The sequence below is a fragment of the Sunxiuqinia elliptica genome, from assembly GCF_900113005.1.
Classification (GTDB): Bacteria; Bacteroidota; Bacteroidia; order Bacteroidales; family Prolixibacteraceae; genus Sunxiuqinia; species Sunxiuqinia elliptica.
The window spans coordinates 822,904-842,228 of the sequence record NZ_FONW01000001.1 but is presented as its reverse complement, the minus strand read 5'-3'; the positions used below and the strand labels follow the sequence as shown (position 1 = coordinate 842,228).

12 protein-coding genes are annotated in these 19,325 nt (G+C 41.3%); 5 read left to right on the top strand and 7 right to left on the bottom strand.

Going from position 1 to position 19,325, the window contains the following annotated elements; all coding sequences use genetic code 11:
• The first annotated feature begins 19 nt into the window (after positions 1–19).
• Together BM156_RS03365 and BM156_RS03360 are read left to right on the top strand one after the other, a co-directional pair.
• Positions 20–1,471 carry a hypothetical protein gene (locus BM156_RS03365; RefSeq protein ID WP_093918396.1) on the top strand — a complete coding sequence of 484 codons (1,452 nt, stop codon included), beginning with the start codon at positions 20–22 and terminating at the stop codon, positions 1,469–1,471.
• Between the two features lie 142 nt (positions 1,472–1,613).
• Positions 1,614–3,581, top strand: coding sequence for an ATP-binding protein (locus tag BM156_RS03360; RefSeq protein WP_093918395.1), 1,968 nt, complete (start codon positions 1,614–1,616; stop codon positions 3,579–3,581).
• Positions 3,582–3,857: 276 nt separating this feature from the next.
• Here the strand turns inward: BM156_RS03360 and BM156_RS03355 are convergent, their stop codons facing one another.
• The 6 genes from BM156_RS03355 to rpsO all read right to left on the bottom strand — a co-directional run bounded on the left by BM156_RS03355 (position 3,858) and on the right by rpsO (position 11,791).
• Complete coding sequence (locus tag BM156_RS03355) at positions 3,858–5,612, bottom strand: tetratricopeptide repeat protein (protein ID WP_093918682.1); 1,755 nt, start codon at positions 5,610–5,612, stop codon at positions 3,858–3,860.
• Positions 5,613–5,709: 97 nt separating this feature from the next.
• Positions 5,710–6,348, bottom strand: a complete 639-nt coding sequence (locus BM156_RS03350) for a deoxynucleoside kinase (RefSeq protein ID WP_093918394.1) — start codon at positions 6,346–6,348, stop codon at positions 5,710–5,712.
• 78 nt (positions 6,349–6,426) lie between these two features.
• Positions 6,427–8,532, bottom strand: coding sequence for a prolyl oligopeptidase family serine peptidase (locus tag BM156_RS03345; protein ID WP_093918393.1), 2,106 nt, complete (start codon positions 8,530–8,532; stop codon positions 6,427–6,429).
• 66 nt (positions 8,533–8,598) lie between these two features.
• Positions 8,599–9,084, bottom strand: coding sequence for a hypothetical protein (locus tag BM156_RS03340; RefSeq protein WP_093918392.1), 486 nt, complete (start codon positions 9,082–9,084; stop codon positions 8,599–8,601).
• 51 nt (positions 9,085–9,135) lie between these two features.
• Positions 9,136–11,415 carry a polyribonucleotide nucleotidyltransferase gene (gene pnp, locus BM156_RS03335; RefSeq protein ID WP_093918391.1) on the bottom strand — a complete coding sequence of 760 codons (2,280 nt, stop codon included), beginning with the start codon at positions 11,413–11,415 and terminating at the stop codon, positions 9,136–9,138.
• A 106-nt stretch (positions 11,416–11,521) separates the two neighbouring features.
• Positions 11,522–11,791 (bottom strand): 30S ribosomal protein S15, encoded by a 270-nt coding sequence (gene rpsO, locus BM156_RS03330; protein WP_093918390.1) that lies wholly within the window; start codon positions 11,789–11,791, stop codon positions 11,522–11,524.
• 250 nt (positions 11,792–12,041) lie between these two features.
• Between rpsO and BM156_RS03325 the strand changes: the two genes are divergently transcribed.
• On the top strand, positions 12,042–13,499 hold the full coding sequence (locus BM156_RS03325) for an alpha-L-fucosidase (RefSeq protein WP_093918389.1): 1,458 nt from the start codon (positions 12,042–12,044) through the stop codon (positions 13,497–13,499).
• Positions 13,500–13,733: 234 nt separating this feature from the next.
• Here BM156_RS03325 and BM156_RS03320 read toward each other — a convergent pair whose 3' ends face one another.
• Complete coding sequence (locus tag BM156_RS03320) at positions 13,734–15,356, bottom strand: BSAP5a family pore-forming toxin (protein ID WP_093918388.1); 1,623 nt, start codon at positions 15,354–15,356, stop codon at positions 13,734–13,736.
• Positions 15,357–15,785: 429 nt separating this feature from the next.
• On the opposite strand from BM156_RS03320, the gene BM156_RS03315 reads away from it, so the two are divergent.
• Both BM156_RS03315 and BM156_RS03310 read left to right on the top strand, forming a co-directional pair.
• Positions 15,786–16,166: a discoidin domain-containing protein gene (locus tag BM156_RS03315; protein ID WP_093918387.1), complete on the top strand. Its 381-nt coding sequence runs from the start codon at positions 15,786–15,788 to the stop codon at positions 16,164–16,166.
• Positions 16,167–16,429: 263 nt separating this feature from the next.
• Positions 16,430–19,303, top strand: a complete 2,874-nt coding sequence (locus BM156_RS03310; RefSeq protein WP_093918386.1) for a TonB-dependent receptor — start codon at positions 16,430–16,432, stop codon at positions 19,301–19,303.
• Positions 19,304–19,325: the final 22 nt, after the last annotated feature.

The window sequence follows — 19,325 nt, the reverse complement described above, 5'->3', positions numbered from 1 at the left end:
GGATTAAAAACAAAAACTCATGAAGACACTTGCCAAACTAATATTGGGAATCCTGCTTTTTACGCTGGGCGCGTGCAGCAACGACTTTCTGCAAGAAGAAAATATTCCAATCTTCTCCAACGAAATGCCGCTGTTCATTTCCGATAGCCTACCTTCTGGGACCATTACCTTAAATATTCCGGAAGGGGCTAACCACACGTTCTTTCTTCGCAGCCAGCCTAAATGGATGCAGCTGGATCCTGTTGAGGGAAAATTTACCAACGGCATGACCACCCTCAACTACTCAGTCTCCTACCCTGATTACTTTACCGCAACAGGGACTTATGAGGCGGAATTGATTGTTGCCATTAAGGGAGTCGGCTATTACCGCATTCAGGTAGTTTACGGCAACATTGAAACTGAAAATCCCGGAGAAAATCCGGATACTGGCGGAGAAGATCCCGATGACGGCGGCGAAACGCCAGTGGTGGATGAAGGAGTTACCACCTATTTTCAGGGAATAGTGGTTGATGCGGCATACGACAAAGCCAGCGATCGGATGATTATTGCCACCAAAAATCCGGATCAGCTGCTAATTTATGATACGCGCACAGGAGCCGAATCGGTGGTGGCGATGGACAAAGTACCCAATTGCCTGGAATTAACCGAGGATAACAAACTCCTGGTGGGCTATACTACCGCCTTCCTTGCGGCTTTTCAGCTCGACAATATGGAACTGCTTCAGACCTATGCACTCAACTGCATTCCCTTCGACCTGGCCATAGGCGAAAACAACTTATGCTATATTTCTCCGGGTGGGGAAAATGACAGAAACATGCGCATTCTTAATCTCGAAACGGAAGAACTGATCTCCAAAGGATTTAAACCCTATCATGATTTTTATGAGAAAACAATCATAAAAAGAGTGAAAGGAGAACCTCGCTTACTAGCCACACGCACACAAGTTTCACCTTCTGGGGTCCTTTTATTTGACATCAGCCAGGGCATTCCGAAAGACTCCATGTCCTATTGGCACGAAAGTGTTGTTGGTATCTGGCCCACCAATGATGGCAAGCGATTTATCGACTCAAGAGGAAATGTATTCTTTATCCCAGCCTACGATCCGGAAGTAAACAACTCAATTGATGGATTCAATCAATATGGAACGATAGAACTGGCCAATTCGAATGTTACTCATGTCGATGAAAACGATGTCTCCAAAAGCTTTTTCATTGCCACCTCCGATAATTGGCCAAATAGCACGAGCTACTACTCTCCTTCAATGATTCAGGAATTTAGCTCCGATGGTTTAAGCTTAAGGCGGACCTTGGAGCCTTCCAAAAAATTATTGGATTCGCAACGAATCGCTCAGCACTTTGTCCGGTTTATCTTTTCGAACGAAGCAGGAGATAAGCTCTTTGCCATTCGCTGCTTAACGGAAGAATGGAACAACACACAATGGTCGTTCGAAGAGTTTGACCTCTCGAACTAACAGTTATTTTTTGCAAACAGAAGCAGGCTGTTGGACTCGTTATCCGGCAGCCTGCTTTTTGTTATGCGACCTGCGAAAGAAGGTCTCGCTGATTTTTGCTATTTTAACAGCTTGAAAAAATTGCTGATTCGGACATAACTGCATGAAAAGTACGCTGTATACGCTTTTAGGCCTTTTATTTTATTGTTCAACCCATGCTCTCGAACCAACTGTTACTATCGCCGATAGTATTCAGTCCAGGTTGAAGCAACTCAACCATCGCGAGCAAATTCATTATTTAGGGAAAAACTGTTGGCTCCTACGCGAAGCTGACCGTGCTCAATCCATCGCCTGCGGGCAAAAGGCCATCACACTGGCTGACAGCTTAGGCTACTTATCGGAGGCTGCTCAATACTCCAACTACTTAGCAGTAACCCTGCTCTTTTACCAATCGGAAGTTCCTGCTGCCCTTTTCTACATGAACAAGGCTTACGAACTGGCCTTAAAAGCCAACGATTCGATTCAGCTGGGCTATGCATTTAATAACTTGGGAGACATTTACAACTTAACGGGCAACATTCCATTGGCGCAGGCCTATGCCGACAGCTCACTACACTATTTTACCCTGCTCAACAACGCAGAGGGGAAAGCCTATGCCTATCTCAACCTGGCGGATGCTCAGCTGAAGCAAAAAAACTACCAACAAGCACTAGCCTACTATCAGCTAGCCATCGACGGCTACCCCGAACATCAGACTCAAAACATTGTATCAACAGCGCATATTGGTCAGGCCCAGGTGTTGACCCAGCAAGGAAAATACGATCAAGCTCGTAAGGTGTACGAAAAGGACTTGGCCTTAACTCGCCAAATGAAAAACAAAACTTTTGAAGCCAGTACCCTTAAGAAGATCGGAGGAATTCAGTTCTTCCAAGGAGACTATGAACGTGCATTGAGCAGCTACTTACAAGCCGAAGAGCTCTTTAAACAACGACAAGATAAAAACGGCTTATTTAAAGTTTACCTGGCCAAAGCGTTATTGTACGGAAAAACCCAGGAACGTAAAGCCGGAGAGAACACGCTGGAGCAAGCTTTTAAACTCGCCCAAAAGCTGGGAGCCCCAGCCCGTATTCTTGACGTTTATAAAACCCGGCTTCAGTTTTATAGTTTCTTGGAAGAAGATATTCCCCCTGCCAGTTTGATTGACCAATACATCGCCCTGCAAGATTCCCTTGATCTGGTTCGCCAGTTTGAAATTTTAAATGAGGTTAGCCAAAAACAGGCCGTTCAAGCAGATTTAAACCAAGCTCAGGAAGAGATCAAAAGCAAAAAACGAGAACACATTTACCTCCTACTTTTATTGGCCCTGATTCTGGTGCTGGTAAAAGTGCTCGTCTGGAAGAATTACAGCACCAATCGTTTGAATAAAGAGCTCGCAGCTCTCAATGCCGGAAAAGACAAACTCATCTCCATCATCTCACACGACCTGCGGAATCCATTCATTGCGATCATCCAATACATTGACTTACTGAAATCCGGCGAACTCAGTCAAGCCGAAAAGAAGGAGTTCTTCATCCGGCTCGAAGAGCAAACACATAGTACCAATGCCTTGCTTGACAATCTCTTAAATTTCTCGGCCTTTAGCATACGAAAGGTCAAAAGTTACCCCAGGCTATTTTCTCTCGACGAGCTTCTCCAATCCATCCAAAGCGAACTTAGCGCACAGCTGCATCTCAAAAACCTAAGCCTTCAAACAAAGCTCAGGCAGAAAACAGTTACAGCCGATGAAAAGATGATTGAGATTGTTCTGCGTAACATCATCTCGAATGCCATAAAGTACAGCCACCCGGGGCAGTCCATCCAAATAAGCTCGTTTCAAAGCGCAAACAATCTATGCATCTCCATAGCCGATCAAGGAAAGGGAATGACCGAAGAACAGCAAGACCAGCTTTTCAATAACCAATTTGGAAAATCAGTACCCGGCACCAATGGCGAACCGGGAACTGGCATCGGGCTGAACATCTGCCGTGAACTGATTACCCTGCATCAAGGATGGATAAGTGTGGAGTCTGCTCCCGGAAAAGGAACAATCTTTAGCATCTTCCTGCCAAACGACACAAGTTCTCAATCCTAAAAAACGGCATCCAGTTTAATTCCAGACTCCGAGAGTTGTTTGTCTCGCTCCAAGACGAATGCACGATTCAAAGATGTTTCTATCGTTTGTCGACAGGCCACTAACCATCTCGAAGATCTCTTCCCAAGCGAAAGTCCATCAAGCATCTATACCAAGCCTTGAAAGAAACGCTCCTTAGAAAGAAATCACGTTCAAATTCGACCAATTTCCCGGAAATCAGGACATAAAAAAAGCGGCCTCTTTCGAAGCCGCTTTCTAGTTGGTAATATCTTCTAATTACTTAACAATCGCTTGAAATTTAGGAGCGTCCCAATATTTTGCAAATTCCATATCGGTAGCTGCTTTTTCTTTCAATTCTGGTTTCATTTTAACCGCGTTTTCAAGGCTTTCGTACATCAAGTTTTCTTTAGCTGTACGAGCACCTACAACTGCTTTGAAGTATTCTTTCATGTAGCAGCCTTCCCAAGTGCAGTTATCCAATGATTTCAAAGCACCGTTGTTGTCACCAGAAAGGATTTTAGCCAAACCTACGTTTGGAGAATCGCTATCGCCGAACAATTTAACGGCTTTGTCATACTCGCCTTTTTTCAGAGCTACGATTCCCAAGTTGTAGTTCACTTCGTCGCCAGCACCTGAAGCAGCACCGAACAAAGACTCCGCTTTTGCGATATCGCCTTCGCGAAGAGCTACAGCACCCAAGTTGTTTTTGATGATTGGTTCGTTGCTTGCCAAACCTTCAGCTTTTTCGAACAATGGTTTTGCATCAGCAAATTTACCTTGTTGTGCCAATACCATACCAGCGTTGTTATATCCTCTCCAGTCTTTTGGATAAACTTTGATGAAAGAGTTATAGATAGCCAGTTTTTTGTTTTTGTCAGTTGTCAAAGTAGCAGCGTAAAGCAATTCAGCTGGGTTCAATGAAGCTGGGTCAGAGTCAGCCAAAGCAGCAATCTCTTCGTCAGTTTTACCAATCAGGTCAACATTAGCAGCAATTTTAGCACGACGCAATTTTGGAAGAATTTCGTCAGCAACAACTGTAAACGCTTGAGACAAGTTTCTGATTTCGCGCTCGCGAACTTCAGGATCAGAATACATAGAAAGAACACGCAAGATCAACTCTTTATCTTGGATGTTTGATTTTTCCATCATTTCTTTGAATCCATCCCAGTCTTCTGGAGTGAACTTAGTTCTCAATTCTGCTTCAACATCAGATTTTTTCAATTCTCTTGCAACAACTTTGTTTGAAGAGCTTTCACGTTGTTGAGACAATTTTGTGTTCCAGTCCAACTCTCCATCAGGAGAAGCGTAAGCTGAAACTTCAACGTTTTTCAATTCTTTGCGCTCAGCTTCAAAAGCGTCTTTTGTGTAAGCGTAAAGTTCTTTAAGGTCTTCGTTTCTCAACTCTGTTCCGCGAACATAAGAGCTGTTGATCAAGTAGTGAATGTCTGCTACGTATTGATCAGGAACAATGCGTTGGAATTCGTCGATGTTAGGATCGTAAACACCAGTTGTATTTTTCTCGCGTTGTACACCCAAGATTGGAGCTGGATAGTTGATCACCATTTCTGAAGTAGCCAGTACACCATCTGCTACTTTGATTGGTTCAAAATCCAAGCTTTTAGCTCCTTTTGAAGCCGTAATGCGGATTTCCAAGTCAGACACACGCATGTCATCTTGGTAACCTACAGCATCTTTATACGCGAAGTTGCCACCGCTTGTGTAGCTAATCACTTTGTTGTTCGCGTCAACTTTCTCACCTTGAAGAGTCACAGGCTCAAAAGCAGTTTCGCCACCTTCGTAAGTCAATACCGGAGTAGCAACTACTGTAGCTTTTTTATTAAAATATTTTGCAGGGAAACGGCCGTTAATTGCAACATCCACGTCGCCACCATGGGCTTCCAAAATCTCTGGAGTTACGTTGAAATCGATTTGATCTGCATTCTTTTTCATCTTTTGCAAGCCTGAACAGCCTGCCAAAAGAGTTGCAGCCAAGGCAAAAAAGGCCAGTGGTTTAAAGCTAAATTTTCTCATGTCGACAGTATTAAAAATATTTGATTTTGTATTAATTCGGTACTTGTTCACAAAATTAGCAATGTTTTAATGAAATAAAAGAATATTGATTACTTTTTTAATCCATCAAAACCCTGTTAATCCCACATGGATAGTCGCTTTCGAATATCACCTCCAGCAATTGCTTGTAGTGATTTTCGTCTTGAACAAAGTCTATTTTATTGGTATCAATTACCAAGATCGGGAAATCAGTTTGTTGCTTGAAAAAACGAAAATATCCTTCTCGGATTTGCTCTAAATAGGCCGGATCCATGTTCTTCTCATAATCCCGTCCGCGGCCGGCAATATTTTTCATCAGCTTATCGACATCGGCATGCAAATAAACATACAAGTCGGGTTTTGGTAACTTCTCATAAATGATATTGAAGAAACGCTGGTAAAGCAGGTATTCATCGGGCGATAAGGTGGTTTGCGCAAAAATCAACGACTTCATAAAATAATAGTCCGACACCAAAAAGGAGCTGAACAACTCAAACTCCCGAATATTGTTCTTCAGCTGGTTGTAACGGTCCGCCAAAAAAGACATCTCAAGCGGAAAGGCAAACTTATCCCGCTCCTCGTAAAACCGAGGCAAAAACGGATTATCATCAAATCCCTCCAGCACGGTACGCGCTTTAAAGTCGTTTGCAATCTTATTCACCAAGGTCGTCTTGCCCGACCCAATATTCCCTTCAACAACTAAGTAATTGATCTTCATAACAAAAAAAATCCCGAAGGTTGAGTTACCTCCGGGAAATAAAAGTACAATATTTTCGATGGAATGCTACATCAAATATTAGATCTTCATTCCTAAATGATAGAACAAGAAGGACCACACGTCAGCATACTCTTCAATCACCTTGGCGGTTGGTTTTCCGGCACCGTGCCCTGCTTTAACGTCAATCCGAATCAAGGTTGGCATTGATCCTGTATGCAGTTCCTGCAAGCGTGCAATATATTTGAATGAATGCGCAGGCACTACCCGGTCATCATGGTCGGCTGTTGTAACCAACACTGCTGGATAATCAACGCCCGACTTTATGGTGTGATAAGGCGAATAGCCATGCAGATACTCAAACATTTCCTTGCTGTCCTCGCTGGTTCCGTAATCTCCAGCCCAAGCCCAGCCAATGGTGAACTTATGGAAGCGCAACATATCCATTACGCCAACCGCAGGCAAAGCCACCTGAAACAGGTCCGGACGCTGATTGGTAACGGCACCAACCAGCAAGCCGCCATTGGAACCGCCCATGATTCCCAGCTTATTGCTTGAGGTGTATTTCTCCTCAATCAGGTATTCTGCAGCACCAATAAAATCATCAAACACATTTTGCTTGTTTAACTTGGTTCCTGCCTGATGCCACTCTTCTCCGTATTCGCCACCACCACGCAGGTTGGCCATCACAAACACACCACCATTCTCAACAAACACCATTCGTGTAGGAGAAAAACCAGGGGTCAAACTGATATTGAAACCTCCATAGCCATAGAGTAAGGTTGGATTGCTACCATCAAGCTCAATTCCTTTTTTGTGAACAATAAACAGCGGCACCGGTGTACCATCTTTCGATTTGAAGAATTCCTGCTTAACCACATAGTCATCTGGGTTGAACTTGATCTCAGGACGGTAAAACAAGGAGGTTTCTTTGGTGTCGAAATTGTATTGATAAATCTCTCCAGGAGTATTGAACGAGGTGTAGCTATAGAATGCCACCGGCTCATCCTTTTTGCCTGAGAATGATCCAACGCTTCCAATTCCAGGCAGTTCAATTTCGTAATCCAAAGCGCCATCGTATTGGTAAACATGAACAACGCTGTGCGCATCTTTCATGAATTCAGCCACAATTTTACCGCCTACAAAGCTCACACTTTGCAACACTTCGTCCTGCTCGGGAATCGTTTCCACCCAATTGGCTTCTTCCGGCTGATTGATATTGATTTTCAGCAACCGGTACTTCGGTGCTCTATAATTGGTCAACACATACAAATCATCACCAATGTTATCCTGCACATGGAATTCGTAATCCAGCTTTTCCATCAGCGGAACATAAGCCGAACCTTTCTTGCTCAAATCTTTTACCGACAAAGCATTCCCATGCGAAGCCTCACTCATGGAAACCAGCAAAAAGCGTTTATCATCGGTTATTCCTGCTCCAAACATACGTTTGGGCTTTTCGGAATCTTCCATGACCAATTGATCTTCCTGCTGAGCTGTTCCCAACTTGTGGTAGTAGATCTTTTGGAATTGATTTGATTCGGAAAGCTCTGTTCCTGCTTCTGGTTTGTCGTAAGCGCTGTAGTAAAATCCGTTGTTGTACCAGGCCAAACCCGAGAATTTCACCCACTCGATATGATCGTCCAGCAACTCCCCTGTTTCCAAGTCTTTAACAAAGATCTCATTCCAATCGGAACCAGACTTCGCAACCATGTAAACCAGGTATTTGCCGTCTTTTGACAGCTCCAGCCCAGACAATGCAACGGTGCCATCTTCCGACAAGGTATTTGGGTCCAACACCAGGGTTGGCTCTTTGCTCAAGTCATCAGTTGCATACAAAACACTCTGGTTTTGCAACCCATCATTCTTAAAGAAATAATATTTTCCAGCCTCTTTAAAAGGAGTCCCATGTTTTGGGTAATCCATCAAATCGGTCAGTTGTTGTTTGATCTCAGCCCGGTAAGGCAAGGACTCGAGATAGTTAAAAGTCACTTCATTTTGAGCCTCAACCCAAGCTGCTGTTTCAGCTGAATTATCATCTTCAAGCCAACGATAAGGATCAGCCACTTCGGTCCCAAAGTAGGTATCTTTCACCTCTTCTTTTTGGGTAACCGGATAGTCAATTGATTGTTTTTGTGCACATGAACTCATAATCACAAGTGCTAACAGATAAATGGAATGTTTCATTTGCGGATGTTTTGGTTCTTTAGAGATTGTTTAACACCACTATCCGTCCTAAACGGAGCAAAATAATTACAATATTTTATTTTGAGCCCGAATGCGGGCATCTTTACGGCCTCCAACCAGCTGTCCGGCAATCAGTCCCAGTACGATGCCTGGAATCAGGAAAAACCAACGATCGATAGCCGGAAACAACAGGCTCAGCAGAAAACCAACAGCCCCTCCTCCGAGCGTATAAAAGAAGCTCAATGAGTAGGTATAATAGAAGGGAGGGAAAAAGCCATGCTCTTTTTTCATATGTCGAGCCAGCTCATCAATATGCTTATCGTAATTCCGTCGGTCCTTCCCGGTATGCCGAATTGCGTTTCCGATGGTTTCAACCTGTTGCTCAACGCTTTTTTGATACGCCTGACACTGAGTACAATCAGCGGAGAACTCATCCACGCGTTTAACCATGCGTAAATACTCAGCGATTCGGAAAAAACGCAAGTCTCCATCTTTTACGCCTTCCAGCTCTTGCCGGATGGTTGCAGTTATTTTTTGGCTCCAGTTTTCCATAGGTAGTGAAAAAAAATGCCCGGCTAGCGGGCATTTATAGTTGATTTTGAATTAATCTCTGTTTTCTCTTGGTGGACGACGATCCCCGCGGCGGTCACGATTGTCTCGATTGTCACGATTTCCCCGGCCATCACGGCCTCCATCGCGACCTCCATCACGGCGAGGCGGACGACGATCAGTTCGTTCACGCTCGACATAACCCTCTGGTTTTGGAAGAAGAACTTTTCTTGAAAGTTTCAATTTTCCATCCCGGTCAATGTCCAACAATTTAACTTCTACTTCATCACCCACTTTAAGTGCGTCTTCCACGTTGGTCAAACGCTCCCAAGTGATTTCTGAAATGTGCAGCAAACCTTCTTTCCCTGGCATAATCTCGATGAAAGCTCCAAACGTAGTGATGTTTTTCACCTTACCTTTGTAGAGTTCTCCTTTTTCAGGCAAAGCAATAATCCGCTTCACGCGTTCTTTAGCAGCTTCTAAGGCATCTCTATTGATTCCTGAGATTTCAACCCAACCAAAGTCGTCACGCTCTTCAATCACGATAACGGTATTGGTTTCTTCCTGCATTTGCTGAATGTTTTTACCTCCAGGTCCAATGATTGGTCCAATCATATCCTTCGGAATCTGAATGGTCTCCACACGTGGAACATTTGGTTTGTAATCAGCACGAGGCTCTGGAATAATATCCAGGATTCTTCCAAGAATATGCTCACGTCCTTCTTTTGCTTGGTGAAGCGCTTGTGTCAACACCTCATAAGAAAGTCCGTCAACTTTGATATCCATTTGGGTTGCTGTAATCCCTTTCTCTGTTCCGGTTACTTTGAAGTCCATATCACCAAGGTGGTCTTCATCACCCAGAATATCAGACAAAACAGCAAATTTATCAGAGTCTTTATCTGTAATCAGTCCCATGGCGATACCAGAAACCGGACGTTTCATTTTCATACCAGCATCCATCATACACATGGTTCCGGCACAAACAGTAGCCATTGAAGATGATCCGTTTGATTCCAAAATATCAGAAACCACACGAGTTACATATGGGAAATCCTGAGGAATCATTCGTTTCAAGGCACGGAAAGCCAAGTTACCGTGTCCAATTTCACGACGACCTAAGCCACGTGGTGTTTTTGGATCTCCAACACAGAATGGAGGGAAGTTATAGTGCAACAAGAAGTTTTCAGTTCCTTGGAAAGTCACATTATCCACTTTCTTAATATCCATTTTTGTTCCTAAAGTGATGGATGACAACGATTGTGTTTCACCACGCGTAAAGATCGCAGATCCATGAGCTCCCGGCAAATAGTCAGTTTCTCCCCAGATAGGGCGGATCTCATCGGTCTTACGACCATCCAAACGAATACCTTCATCCAGAATCATGCGACGCATGGCCTCGCCCTCAACTTTGTGATAGTATCTGCGAATCAGTTTTTCATCCTGTACCAGATCCATCTCTTCGTTTTCAGCATTCGCTTCTAAATAAGCTTCTACGTACTCATCCACGATTTTCCCGAATGATTCAATACGCAGTTGTTTGTCTTTAATCTGTTGCTTGGCAATATCGTAGCAAGCTGGGAACAAGTCAGCGTGTACTTTCTCGCGCAACTCTTCGTTGTTCACTTCGTGACAATATTCACGCTTAACAACGCCTACTTCAGCTGCTAATTCTTCCTGTACTTTACAGTGAACTTTAATGGCATCGTGAGCAACTTTAATGGCTTCCAGCATCTCTTCTTCCGATACTTCATCCATTTCTCCTTCTACCATCATAATATTATCATAAGTGGCTCCCACCATAATATCAATATCAGCTTCAGCTAACTGTGCGCTACTTGGATTAACGATCATCTCTCCTGCTACACGAGCTACACGTACTTCTGAAATTGGTGCTTCAAATGGCACGTCAGAAACAGCGATAGCAGCAGAAGCAGCCAGTCCGGCTAAAGAGTCAGCCATGACATTTTCGTCATAAGAAATCAGGCTAATCATCACTGCTGTTTCAGCATGATAATCCGCTGGGAAAAGAGGACGAAGAGCACGGTCAACCAAACGGGCAACCAAAATCTCATCATCACTCGGACGAGCTTCACGTTTTAGGAACCCACCGGGGAAACGACCTGCGGCAGAGAATTTCTCACGGTAATCAACAGATACCGGCATAAAATCAACATCCTCTTTCGCGTCTTTGGCAGAAACAACAGTAGCCAAAAGCATGGTGTTACCCATTTTTACAACAACTGCCCCGTCGGCTTGCTTGGCCAAACGTCCTGTTTCAATCGTAATTGGCCGGCCATCACCAAGGTCAATTGTCTTAATAATTGCTTGATTCATAATCAATGTTTGAAATAAAATTTAACAATACGAACTTAGTCGAATGGTGGTGGGGATTTCAAAAATAAGAAAAGGCAATAACTTTATTGCCTTTTCTTTTGTAAAATTATCGACGTAATTTCAATTCTTTAATAATCGCACGATATCGTTCGATATCTTTTTTCTTTAGGTAGTCAAGCAAGTTACGACGCTTACCTACCAAGCGAACCAGCGAACGCTGAGTGCTATAGTCTTTTCTGTTTACTTTCAAATGCTCAGTCAAGTGAGAGATACGGTATGAGAACAAAGCGATTTGTCCTTCTGCAGTACCTGTGTCTTGTGCATTTTTACCAAACTTTTCAAAAAACTCTTTTTTCTTTTCAGAACTTAAATACATTTCTTTCGATTTAAAATGTGATACAATCTTTAAGCAGCTACATCGCTATCAATAACAACCGCTTAAAATTAATTTCAAAAACTTGCGCAAAAGTAACTAAAATTCTTTGATTTTCAACTATCCATTTCTTTTTTTCCAATCCTGCAATTTATTCTAAATGAAGTTTTTCACTCAAGCAGGATAGCACAGCACAAGTACTTTTTAGTTTTTACTATTTTTGAATAGAACGAAACAACTTAACAACAGCACAATGAAAAAACGACACCTAATCCTTACAACATGTCTTGCGGCCTGCATCAGTTTGCTAAGCTGCCAACAACAAGTTCCTCCACCTCCTGAAGCCGTGGAGCCAGTACCTACCGAGCGTCAACTTCGCTGGCACGAAATGGAACAATATGCCTTCATTCATTTTACCACCAACACGTTTACCGGCAAAGAGTGGGGTTTTGGCGATGAAGACCCTTCCATTTTCAATCCAACTGAACTGGATGCTAACCAATGGGCGAGCACCATCAAGGAAGCCGGATTAAAAGGCATCATCCTTACCTGCAAACACCACGATGGCTTTTGCCTTTGGCCCAGCCAATACACCGATCATGATATTGCCAACAGCCCCTATAAAAACGGGGAAGGTAACATTGTTGAAGAAGTTTATGAAGCCTGCAAAAAGTATGATCTGAAATTTGGCGTCTACCTGTCTCCCTGGGATCGGAATCACCCGGAATATGGCAAACCAGCCTACGTTGAGTATTACCGAAATCAGCTGAAAGAGCTGTTCAATGCCTACGGACCAATCTTCGAGATGTGGTTTGATGGTGCCAACGGAGGCGATGGCTACTACGGTGGAGCCAACGAAAAACGCAGTATCGATGGATCGACCTACTACGATTGGCCAACCACCTTGAAAATGATTCGCAACATTGAACCTGAGGTGATCTTCTTTAGTGATGCCGGACCAGATATTCGCTGGTGTGGAAACGAACGGGGCTATGCCGGACCAACCAACTGGCATACCATCAGTATTGACACGCTGTATGCGGGTAAAAGTGGAATTACCGAACTACTTAATAGTGGTGCTGAAGATGGCTCCTCATGGGTTCCAGCAGAAGTGGATGTTTCCATCCGCCCAGGCTGGTTTTACCACCAACACGAAGACGACAAAGTTCGTACACCTGAAAACCTGTTTAAAATCTACCTTGAATCGGTAGGCCGTGGTGCCAACCTGTTGCTTAACATTCCTCCAGACCGAAGAGGCCTGATTCATGAGAATGATGTTGCCTCACTAAAAGGATGGAAAAAGCTAGTGGATCAGGCTTTTGCGACGAACCTGGCTCCAAAAGCAAAAGTAAGCAGCTCCTCAACACGAGGAAATGCACCAACATATGGCGCTCAAAACTTGATCGACAATCAAGCTGAAACGTATTGGACAACCAATGACAATCAAGTCTCCGGTGAAGTTGAAATTGAATTTCCCGAGGAACAAACCATCAACTATGTTCTTCTTCAGGAGTACATCACCTTAGGGCAACGTGTTAAATCGTTCAACATAGAAGCCAGGATCGACGACCAATGGCAAACGATTGGCGAAGGAACAACCATAGGCTATAAACGAATTGTACCCGTTGAAAGTGTTGTTACCAACAAACTCAAAATTACAATTCAGGACTCTAAAGCTTGTCCCGTAATTTCCAATCTCGAAATTTATTAACTAGCAAGCAATCCCTCGATTTGGGGATTCAAATATCCAAAAGGCAGGCTTCCGGACTCCCCCATCCTGAAACCTGCCTTCTTTTTCCCCACCAATATTCTTATTCTTTCTCCGTTTCAAAATCCGACCTACTGTCCAGTCAAATGTAGCACTCCCATATTAATGATTCATTTAAAGAAAAAACCCTGTCAGAAGTATCAAACAGGGCATTAATCCTAGTATCGAACCCCTATTTTACAAAGCTACGATGGTATATTTATCCAATTCTCTATCTGTCAATTGGGTTGTTGGCATATTGTTTATCCATCCTCTTATTGCATAAGTATCTAATATATAATCGTCATGAATTGAGAATGCAAATTTCACTGCCGAATTTTGAGATATTAAATAGGTTACATTATTTCGAATAAATTTCTTCATTTTATCCCCCACAAGATCTAGTGGATTTATTTCTGGATTAAAATCAGGAACATAACCTAAATGAAAAGCACTAAGAGCCAAACTTGGATCTCCTGGTACAGGATTCTCAGAATTCCACCATCCACTTCTATCCTCTGTCCTAATTTTATACTTAGAAGTGTATTTCTTTAAAATATTCGCTGTATAATTCTCATCCTTATATTCGCTGTAATGTAGTATTACTGCATCCTCGTATCTTGTAACCAAGAATATCAACTCACAATTAGTGTCTTTTTCGTATGCATAAACAAGCACCGGTTCTCTAAACTTAGAAACTAAATAACGACTGCTTATACCCTTTTCAACAGCATACTTCAAATTATCTTCTTTTATGAACTCAGTAATAGGAAACAAGCCATCATCTGAAAATTCAATAATACTATGATTATTTTTGTTATTTAATGAAGACAACCAATTCGTTAAATTTATATTAATACTACTTACCTTTTCTGGATTAGAAAAATTGATTATTGCCCCCATACCTCCAAGGGTTGTAACAGATGCTCTTAAATCGACAAAATTATTAGAGAGTTCTTTGCCAGTTGAATAACCTCTACCAAAACCAAAATCACCTGATGCCTTTTTTCCATAAGACGCATTTATATCTGTCTCCATTTTCTTACCTCTGGTTTCACTTGATTCGTTCCCCTGATATACACCAGAATAGAGTGCCATAGCTTTACCTCCCACAATAAAATCAAACATCACAAAACCACCATAAGTTTCAAAAAACTCAGATGGAGTATTATTGTATAGGTGCTCCAAAAAGTTCTTAGCTAGGTATTTCTTTATTTTTTCCACGTCATAGCTATTGGTTGTAAGCCAATATCTAGAATCCATATACAGATAATGTAACTCCCCAAAAACTCGATTGTGCTCCTGTACATTGGTTTTACTAAAGGTACGTTCCATACTTTTTTTTGCACCAATTGAAAATAAACCCAAATCTAACTTAAACCCACCTTTCACTTTCTTTTGGACTTCCGATTTTTCGACATACTTACGAAAGTTGGTATATGCAAATGAATAGGTATTGGTATAACCTATTCTATCAGTACTTGAGCCATTGGGGTTGCTTTTTAGATAGTCTTCCACTTCTATGACTCTACCTCCAAAATTTTTGTAATCTGCTAAAGGAAGCGTACTCATTTTAAATGACCTCCCCAAATACTTTTCAAATGGTCTACTACCAGATTTAAGCTTTCTTTCAGGTTCATCCGCAACCTTTTTCGACAAAATAAGAGGCGAATTGGGATCACGTTCCTTTAAAACGATTGCCTTACTCTTACTCTGGTCTTGCATATCCGTTTTTTCAGACAAATCAATGCTGTTGTCACAAGCATAAAAGCCTGCAGTCAGTAACACAGCCATTACAATAGGAAAAATTCCTTTCTTCATAATTTGGACTTTTAATGTTGATAATTAGGAATACAACTAATTACTATACTCCTTAGATTAATCTAATACGAAATTATGCTCATTTTAAACATCATAACAATACCCAATTATTATGATATTTGAGAGTAATATATCCTTTTCGATCATCAGCTAGAAGCCAATTACTGGACATTTACAAGACAAATAGCTCCATTCCCTATAAAAATAAATATCACCATATCTAGTGATATAACACTAGTGTCCCATTAAAATTGAGACATTTTTATAGTAAAACAAATTTGACTTATTAAGCCTAAAACGTTCTCTGTCATTTTGAAATTTAATTCTCTAGAATAGGTCTCGAAGTTGAGTTTTATCGGTCAATGATATACTCAGAATCTCATATGTACTTCTGCTAATTTTCATGTCTTTCTGAACAAATAATCCAACCTGGCTCCAAAATCAAAAGTAAGCAGCTCCGCAACACGAGGAAATGAGCCAGCATATGGCGCTCAAAACTTGATTGACAATCAGGCTGAAACCTATTGGACAACCAATGACGATCAAGTCTCTGGTGAAGTTGAAATAGAATTTCCCGAGGAACAAACCATCAACTATGTTCTTCTTCAGGAGTACATCACCTTAGGGCAACGTATTAAATCGTTCAACATAGAAGCCAGGATCGATGACCAATGGCAAACGATTGGCAAAGGAACAACCATTGGTTATAAACGAATTGTGCCCGTTGAAAGCGTGGTTACCAATAAACTCAAAATTACAATTCAGGACTCTAAAGCTTGTCCCGTAATTTCCAATCTCGAAATTTATTAACTAGCAAGCAATCCCTCGATTTGGGGATTCAAATATCCAAAAGGCAGGCTTCCGGACTCCCCCATCCTGAAACCTGCCTTCTTTTTCCCCACCAATATTCTTATTCTTTCTCCGTTTCAAAATCGCTTCTCCCTTTTTGTACTTACAAAACCCCCAATAGATAGCATATGATCATAATAAAATCCCCAGTTTTAGGGATTTTATTATGATTTACGCCCCCTACCTTTGCTGCTTATCACGAAATATGACAAACAACGAAATTGATGAAACTAGAATTTCTTAAAAAGACATTCTTATTCATGATGGTTCTTGCTTGGTTTGGTTTGAGCAAAACGGAACTGCATGCACAAAACAAGTATGAATTATCAGGAACAGTAATGCACTTGGAAAGTGGAGAACCTATTGAAATGGTTGTTATCCAGCTAAAGGAGACCCTTTCTTGGACTGTTTCTGATAAATATGGTAATTTTAGGTTCAGGGATGTTCCGGAAGGAACATTCACCCTACAGACCAGCCGCTTAGGATATGAAAAATATGAACTACCGATCACTATCAACAGAGATATCACAAACTTAAAATTAAAGCTCAAAGAGCTTAGTTTGGGACTAGAGGAAGTCGTTATCGTTGCCAAGGAGAATAGTGCCTTAAGTTCATCTTCTAAAATTGAAAGGTCAGCCCTCGACCACATACAACCAAATACAATCGGTGATTTAATGCAATTAGTGCCAGGACAAATAACAGTCAACCCAGATCTATCTGCAAAAAATCAAATTACAATACGCGATATTAACACGCCCGGACAAAATCCGGATGCCAATAGTTCTCTTGGAACTTCCATTATAATTGATGGAACTCCACTAAGCAATGATGCTAACATGCAAACTCTGAACACGTCAAGTGGAGGAATCTCACAATCATACTCCAGCGCAGGCCAGGGAGTTGATTTGAGACAAATCCCTGTTGATCAGATTGAATCAGTTGAGGTAATCAGAGGAATTCCTTCTGCTCAATATGGAGATTTAACATCGGGAGCACTTGTAGTAAAAACAAAAGCTGGAGAAGCACCATTAAATGTAAAGCTGAAATCTGACATTAATATTAAACAATTAGCTATCTCCAAAGGACTCCTGATTCCCAAAGAAAACTGGGGCGCTGTCAATATTGATCTGGATTACCTAAATGCTGTCAATGACTTACGTACTCCTACAAAAAGTTTCAAACGCATTACTGGTCAGCTAGGCTACTCAAACATCATCGCAAAAAACAGTACTCCCTTAACCATCAATGCTAAATTGAGTATTTATAGCACTATTGACAACGAAAAAGAAGATGAAGATGCACAAACCACTGAGTTATATAAAAACAAGGAACAAAACATTAACTTTAAGTTGTTTGGGAAATGGGCAACAAATCTCTCTTGGCTAAATAGTATCACTTATAACATATCGGGCAGCTTTGAAAAACAAGATTATTACGAATATAAAATTACATCAGGAGCTTCGACTCCAACTCCGAAATCATGGGAGTCAGGAGAATCTATTGGTGTGCTTCTGCCAACATCTTACTTTAGTGAACTAACAATAGACGGGCGACCATTTAGTTATTTTGCAAACCTTAAAACTACGACATCCAATGTTTGGGGAAATCTTATAAGTAGCTTTTATACAGGTATAGACTATCGAGTTTCTGGAAATAATGGTTTGGGGAAACTATACGATCTAGCAACTCCTCCATTTGGAGGAACATCTACACGTCCACGTGCATTTAATGAGATTCCCAACAGCGATGAATTATCTGTTTTTGTGGAAGAAAAACTACAAATTACACTTGGGACAACAACCCTACAAACGCAAGCCGGATTCCGCTACAACAATTTCCTCCCCAAAGGACTTTTTTCAACAAAAGGATATCAGACGTTTGAACCTCGAATAAATACTAATTACATCTTAATCAAGAAAAGGCGCAAAGGTGTCTTAAGAAACCTTGAGCTTCGAGCAGGATACGGGGTCTCCTCCAAATCTCCATCTATGATTTATTTATATCCAGATAAATCTTACAAAGATGAAATTAGCTTTAACTATTATCCCGACTTGTATGTATTTACGACGCTGGCAATTGACGATATGATTAATCCCGAACTACAACCAGCCAGTAACAGAAAGCTAGAAGCTGGAATTGATATCAACATTCAAGGTGTTAATTTAAAACTCACAGCATTCAAAGAGCACTTAACCAATGGATTCAGCTGGAACAACCAATACACAACAATGAATTTCCGAAAATGGGCTCAACTTGATAATACCGATTCTATGCCAGAATTTGTGGATGGTGATATTTATTACACTACCCCTGACGGCAGCAGAAAAATACTAGATTATACTTGGCAACAAGAGTTTAGCAGTTATAAACTGCCACAAAACACCTATGAGACCAAAAAAAAGGGGCTGGAATATATTATTGATTTTGGACGCATAAAACCAATAAGATCATCTGTTATTCTAGACGGTGCCTATTTTCATATTACCAGAACAAATAACAACACCACATCTTTGGAACGGATAAATACTAGCTACCTTGGTGATCGGTTTCCATATCTCCCCGTTTATGCCGGAAATGATGGTTATACCAAACAACGCCTGAATTCTAACCTGAGAATAAACACACATATCCCCAAAATTAAAATGATTTGCTCTTTAACAGGAATGTTTATTTGGCATTCTAAATCAACACGTTTCTGGAATAATCACAATAACACTCCCTTGTATTACTCTCTTGATGATATGGGGAATAAACAATATGGAGTAACAAATGGAGAAGATATGCTCTATATAGACCCAATAGGATATTACGACTTCGACATGAATTATCACTCTTGGGATGCGAGCGTAGAAAGAGAGCTACCCTATAAAACTATGATCAAACAAAGAAGAGCTGATTTTTTTAACATGGACAAGAATCCTCCAACCTGGCAATTAAACATGAAACTAACCAAAGAAATTGGGAAGCATGCCAAAATATCCTTCTTTGCAAACAACATACTAAATCACAGACCACTACGAACATCTCGCATCAATGACACATACTATCGAGCAAATCAACCCACCTATTTTGGAGCAGAAGTAAAATTAACAATATAGATAAATTATTAACCACATAAAT